Origin of the sequence: Millisia brevis NBRC 105863, from assembly GCF_001552615.1 — a bacterium.
Classification (GTDB): domain Bacteria; phylum Actinomycetota; class Actinomycetes; order Mycobacteriales; family Mycobacteriaceae; genus Millisia; species Millisia brevis.
Genome location: NZ_BCRN01000038.1, coordinates 1 through 5,851, shown reverse-complemented (window position 1 = coordinate 5,851; position 5,851 = coordinate 1). Strand labels below are relative to the sequence as shown.

Annotated in this window: 3 rRNA genes; all 3 read left to right on the top strand. The window is 55.7% G+C overall.

The window, feature by feature from the left end:
* Positions 1 to 666: 666 nt before the first annotated feature.
* The 3 genes from MB1_RS24660 (at position 667) to rrf (ending at position 5,839) form a co-directional block, all read left to right on the top strand.
* Positions 667 to 2,185 (top strand): 16S ribosomal RNA (locus MB1_RS24660).
* A gap of 286 nt (positions 2,186 to 2,471) precedes the next feature.
* A 23S ribosomal RNA gene (locus MB1_RS24655) occupies positions 2,472 to 5,611 on the top strand.
* Between the two features lie 111 nt (positions 5,612 to 5,722).
* Positions 5,723 to 5,839 (top strand): 5S ribosomal RNA (gene rrf / locus MB1_RS24650).
* Together the 16S, 23S and 5S rRNA genes form the textbook arrangement of a ribosomal RNA operon.
* Positions 5,840 to 5,851: the final 12 nt, after the last annotated feature.

Genomic DNA, 5,851 nt, shown 5'->3' with positions numbered 1-5,851 from the left:
GACCTGGCGATTTGACGTGGTGGGTTTGTGTGCGTAACTTTATCGGAGTCAGAGCGACCACGGACGCCGACCCGCTCCCTTCGGGGGAGTCGGAGACACGAGGCCGTACGAAGATCCTCTGACAAGTTTCCTACCCGGTTGTGGTTGCTTTCGAGTGACTGTGTAGGGTGGGGTTCCCGTGATCGAGAGTGTCACTGGTTGCCTGATTGTGTTCGGGTGGTTGGTGGTGGTTTTGTTGCGGGTTGATCGGAGAGTGACCACGATCACAGCTTGACCGCTTGCGGAACAGTGTGAGAGTGTGTAACTTGGAGAAGTTGCCCGAGACGCCTTGAGGGTGTGGGTGGCAGCGACTTCCTCCTTCCGGTTGTGGGTGACAGCGATTTTGACTCTTGCAGTCAGGGTTGCTAGAGTCTAGAATCGAAAGGTTGCCCCCGGAGCGGTTCGGGATGGGGGTGTGCGTTGTTTGAGAACTCAACAGTGTGTCAATTATGATGGTGTTGGTGCCATTATGTGGACTTCCTGTCCTTCCTCGTTTGGGGTGGGGGTCCACGAAATTGTTTGAAAGTCGACATTGACTTTTTGAAGTTTGTGTCGGCGTTTGTTTGAGAGTTTTTGTTTGATCGATTCTCTTGAATTATGCTGAAACCTTTTGTGTTTCATTGTTTTTCAACGGAGAGTTTGATCCTGGCTCAGGACGAACGCTGGCGGCGTGCTTAACACATGCAAGTCGAACGGTAAGGCCCTTCGGGGTACACGAGTGGCGAACGGGTGAGTAACACGTGGGTGATCTGCCCTGTACTTCGGGATAAGCCCGGGAAACTGGGTCTAATACCGGATATGACCGTGCCATGCATGTGGTGTGGTGGAAAGTTCCGGCGGTACAGGATGGGCCCGCGGCCTATCAGCTTGTTGGTGGGGTAATGGCCTACCAAGGCGACGACGGGTAGCCGACCTGAGAGGGTGATCGGCCACACTGGGACTGAGACACGGCCCAGACTCCTACGGGAGGCAGCAGTGGGGAATATTGCACAATGGGCGAAAGCCTGATGCAGCGACGCCGCGTGAGGGATGACGGCCTTCGGGTTGTAAACCTCTTTCACCAGGGACGAAGCGTGAGTGACGGTACCTGGAGAAGAAGCACCGGCCAACTACGTGCCAGCAGCCGCGGTAATACGTAGGGTGCGAGCGTTGTCCGGAATTACTGGGCGTAAAGAGCTCGTAGGTGGTTTGTCGCGTCGTCTGTGGAATCCCGCAGCTCAACTGCGGGCGTGCAGGCGATACGGGCATAACTTGAGTACTGCAGGGGAGACTGGAATTCCTGGTGTAGCGGTGAAATGCGCAGATATCAGGAGGAACACCGGTGGCGAAGGCGGGTCTCTGGGCAGTAACTGACGCTGAGGAGCGAAAGCGTGGGTAGCGAACAGGATTAGATACCCTGGTAGTCCACGCCGTAAACGGTGGGTACTAGGTGTGGGTTTCCTTCCACGGGATCCGTGCCGTAGCTAACGCATTAAGTACCCCGCCTGGGGAGTACGGCCGCAAGGCTAAAACTCAAAGGAATTGACGGGGGCCCGCACAAGCGGCGGAGCATGTGGATTAATTCGATGCAACGCGAAGAACCTTACCTGGGTTTGACATACACCGGACGCTGGTAGAGATATCAGTTCCCTTGTGGTCGGTGTACAGGTGGTGCATGGCTGTCGTCAGCTCGTGTCGTGAGATGTTGGGTTAAGTCCCGCAACGAGCGCAACCCTTGTCCTGTGTTGCCAGCACGTAATGGTGGGGACTCGCAGGAGACTGCCGGGGTCAACTCGGAGGAAGGTGGGGACGACGTCAAGTCATCATGCCCCTTATGTCCAGGGCTTCACACATGCTACAATGGCCGGTACAGAGGGCTGCGATACCGTGAGGTGGAGCGAATCCCTTGAAAGCCGGTCTCAGTTCGGATCGGGGTCTGCAACTCGACCCCGTGAAGTTGGAGTCGCTAGTAATCGCAGATCAGCAACGCTGCGGTGAATACGTTCCCGGGCCTTGTACACACCGCCCGTCACGTCATGAAAGTCGGTAACACCCGAAGCCGGTGGCCCAACCCTTGTGGAGGGAGCCGTCGAAGGTGGGATCGGCGATTGGGACGAAGTCGTAACAAGGTAGCCGTACCGGAAGGTGCGGCTGGATCACCTCCTTTCTAAGGAGCATTCATTTATGGATGTTGTCCTTCTCGTTGAGTCGCCGTATGTGTGGCTGCGGGAGGATGCTTCTTTGGGTGGAACGCTAACATCAGTTGTTCGGGCGACGAGTTCATCCTGTTGTGGGGTGGATGCCTGAATGGGATTTGTTGACACACTGTTGGGTGTCTGAGGCAACGTATGTTGTTTCTGACCGGAATGTGCGCTTGCCTTGTGGGTTGGGGTGGGTGTGTGTTGTTTGAGAATTGCACAGTGGACGCGAGCATCTTTGTTTTGTGTGTGTTTTGTTAAGTGTTTATGAGCGTACGGTGGATGTCTTGGCACCAGGAGCCGATGAAGGACGTGGGAGGCTGCGATAAGCCTCGGGGAGCTGTCAACCGAGCTGTGATCCGAGGATGTCCGAATGGGGAAACCCAGCACCAGTGATGTGGTGTTACTCGTGCCTGAATGTATAGGGTTCGAGAGGGAACGCGGGGAAGTGAAACATCTCAGTACCCGTAGGAGAAGAAAACAACCGTGATTCCGTGAGTAGTGGCGAGCGAAAGCGGAGGTAGGCCAAACCGCATGCATGTGATACCCGGCAGGGGTTGTGTGTGTGGTGTTGTGGGGTTCATGCGTCTCGGTTCTGCCGGATCGAGCGACAGTGATAAATCGTGGGTGTTAGCCGAAGTGGGTTGGAAAGCCCGACCGTAGACGGTGATAGTCCGGTAGGTGAAAACTCTGCGACTGTTGTGTGTGGATGCCCAAGTAGCAGCGGGCCCGTGAAATCTGCTGTGAATCTGCCGGGACCACCCGGTAAGCCTGAATACTCCCTGGTGACCGATAGCGGACTAGTACCGTGAGGGAAAGATGAAAAGTACCCCGGGAGGGGAGTGAAATAGTACCTGAAACCGTGCGCTTACAATCCGTCAAAGCCTGTGCATCCTTGAGTGGGTGGTGGGTGATGGCGTGCCTTTTGAAGAATGAGCCTGCGAGTCAGTGCTCGGTGGCGAGGTTAACCCGTGTGGGGTAGCCGTAGCGAAAGCGAGTCCGAATAGGGCGTTGAGTTGCCGGGTCTGGACCCGAAGCGGAGTGATCTACCCATGGCCAGGGTGAAGCAGCAGTAAGATGTTGTGGAGGCCCGAACCCACTTAGGTTGAAAACTGAGGGGATGAGTTGTGGGTAGGGGTGAAAGGCCAATCAAACTCCGTGATAGCTGGTTCTCCCCGAAATGCATTTAGGTGCAGCGTCACGTGTTTCACACCGGAGGTAGAGCTACTGGATGGTCTAGGGGGCCCACAAGCTTACCGAAATCAGCCAAACTCCGAATGCCGGTGTGTGAGAGCGTGGCAGTGAGACTGCGGGGGATAAGCTTCGTAGTCGAGAGGGAAACAGCCCAGATCGCCGGCTAAGGCCCCTAAGCGTGTACTAAGTGGAAAAGGATGTGGGATCGCGAAGACAACCAGGAGGTTGGCTTAGAAGCAGCCACCCTTGAAAGAGTGCGTAATAGCTCACTGGTCAAGTGGTTCTGCGCCGACAATGTAGCGGGGCTCAAGTACACCGCCGAAGCCGCGGCATTCGCATGTTCGCCTCCTTTCAGCCTGCGGGTTGTTGGGTAGGTGTGCGGATGGGTAGGGGAGCGTCCTGTACCTGTGGAAGCAGTGGAGTGATCCAACTGTGGAGGGTATGGGAGTGAGAATGCAGGCATGAGTAGCGAAAGAAGAGTGAGAAACTCTTCCGCCGAATGACCAAGGGTTCCCGGGGCAGGTTTATCCGCCCGGGGTGAGTCGGGACCTAAGGCGAGGCCGACAGGCGTAGTCGATGGACAACGGGTTGATATTCCCGTACCCGTGTTTCCGCGCCCGTGATGAATCAGTTGTACTAACCGTCCAAAACTTTCCTGACCGCCTTCGGGTGGCGTGGGGAGGGCTGCACGGGACCTCGGCTGGTAGTAGTCAAGCGATGGGGTGACGCAGGAAGGTAGCTGGGCCGGTCAGTGGTTGTACCGGTGTAAGCCTGTAGGGCGAATGGTAGGCAAATCCGCCGTTCATGTGCCTGAGAGGTGATGCATAGCCGTTTGAGGCGAATTCAGTGATCCTATGCTGCCGAGAAAAGCCTCTAGCGAGTGGATTCACGGCCCGTACCCCAAACCGACACAGGTGGTCAGGTAGAGAATACTAAGGCGATCGAGATAACTGTGGTTAAGGAACTCGGCAAAATGCCCCCGTAACTTCGGGAGAAGGGGGACCACGTCTGGTGATGGAACTTGCTTCCTGAGCTGGGTGTGGTCGCAGAGACCAGAGAGAAGCGACTGTTTACTAAAAACACAGGTCCGTGCGAAGTCGTAAGACGATGTATACGGACTGACGTCTGCCCGGTGCTGGAAGGTTAAGAGGACCTGTCAACTCCCTTTGGGGGGTGAAGCGGAGAATTTAAGCCCCAGTAAACGGCGGTGGTAACTATAACCATCCTAAGGTAGCGAAATTCCTTGTCGGGTAAGTTCCGACCTGCACGAATGGCGTAACGACTTCTCTGCTGTCTCGACCACAGACTCGGCGAAATTGCATTACGAGTAAAGATGCTCGTTACGCGCGGCAGGACGAAAAGACCCCGGGACCTTTACTATAGCTTGGTATTGGTGTTCGATTCGGTTTGTGTAGGATAGGTGGGAGACTGTGAAGCGGATACGCCAGTGTTCGTGGAGTCGTTGTTGAAATACCACTCTGATCGTATTGGATGTCTAACCTCGGACCATGATCTGGTTCAGGGACAGTGCCTGGTGGGTAGTTTAACTGGGGCGGTTGCCTCCCAAAATGTAACGGAGGCGCCCAAAGGTTCCCTCAGCCTGGTTGGCAATCAGGTGTTGAGTGCAAGTGCACAAGGGAGCTTGACTGTGAGACTGACAGGTCGAGCAGGGACGAAAGTCGGGACTAGTGATCCGGCACCGGCAAGTGGAAGCGGTGTCGCTCAACGGATAAAAGGTACCCCGGGGATAACAGGCTGATCTTCCCCAAGAGTCCATATCGACGGGATGGTTTGGCACCTCGATGTCGGCTCGTCGCATCCTGGGGCTGGAGTAGGTCCCAAGGGTTGGGCTGTTCGCCCATTAAAGCGGCACGCGAGCTGGGTTTAGAACGTCGTGAGACAGTTCGGTCTCTATCCGCCGCGCGCGATTAGAAACTCGAGGAAGGCTGTCCCTAGTACGAGAGGACCGGGACGGACGAACCTCTGGTGTGCCAGTTGTTCCACCAGGAGCATGGCTGGTTGGCTACGTTCGGAAGGGATAACCGCTGAAAGCATCTAAGCGGGAAACCCGTTCCACGATCAGGTTTCTCCACCCTTGTGGTGATAAGGCCCCCTACAGATCATGGGGTTGATAGGCCGGAACTGGAAGCACGGTAACGTGTGTAGGTGACCGGTACTAATAGGCCGAATGGCTTACCAGAACACACACATTCTTTGTGTGCTCGCGTCCACTGTGTGATGTCTGAAACAACACACAACCACATTCGATCACCCTGTGGGGTGGTTGGTGTGTGGTGGTTGTTTCGCCCGGTTACGGTGGTTTTAGCGAAGGGGAAACGCCCGGTCCCATTCCGAACCCGGAAGCTAAGCCCTTCAGCGCCGATGGTACTGCACTCGTCAGGGTGTGGGAGAGTAGGACACCGCCGTACAACAACCCAAAA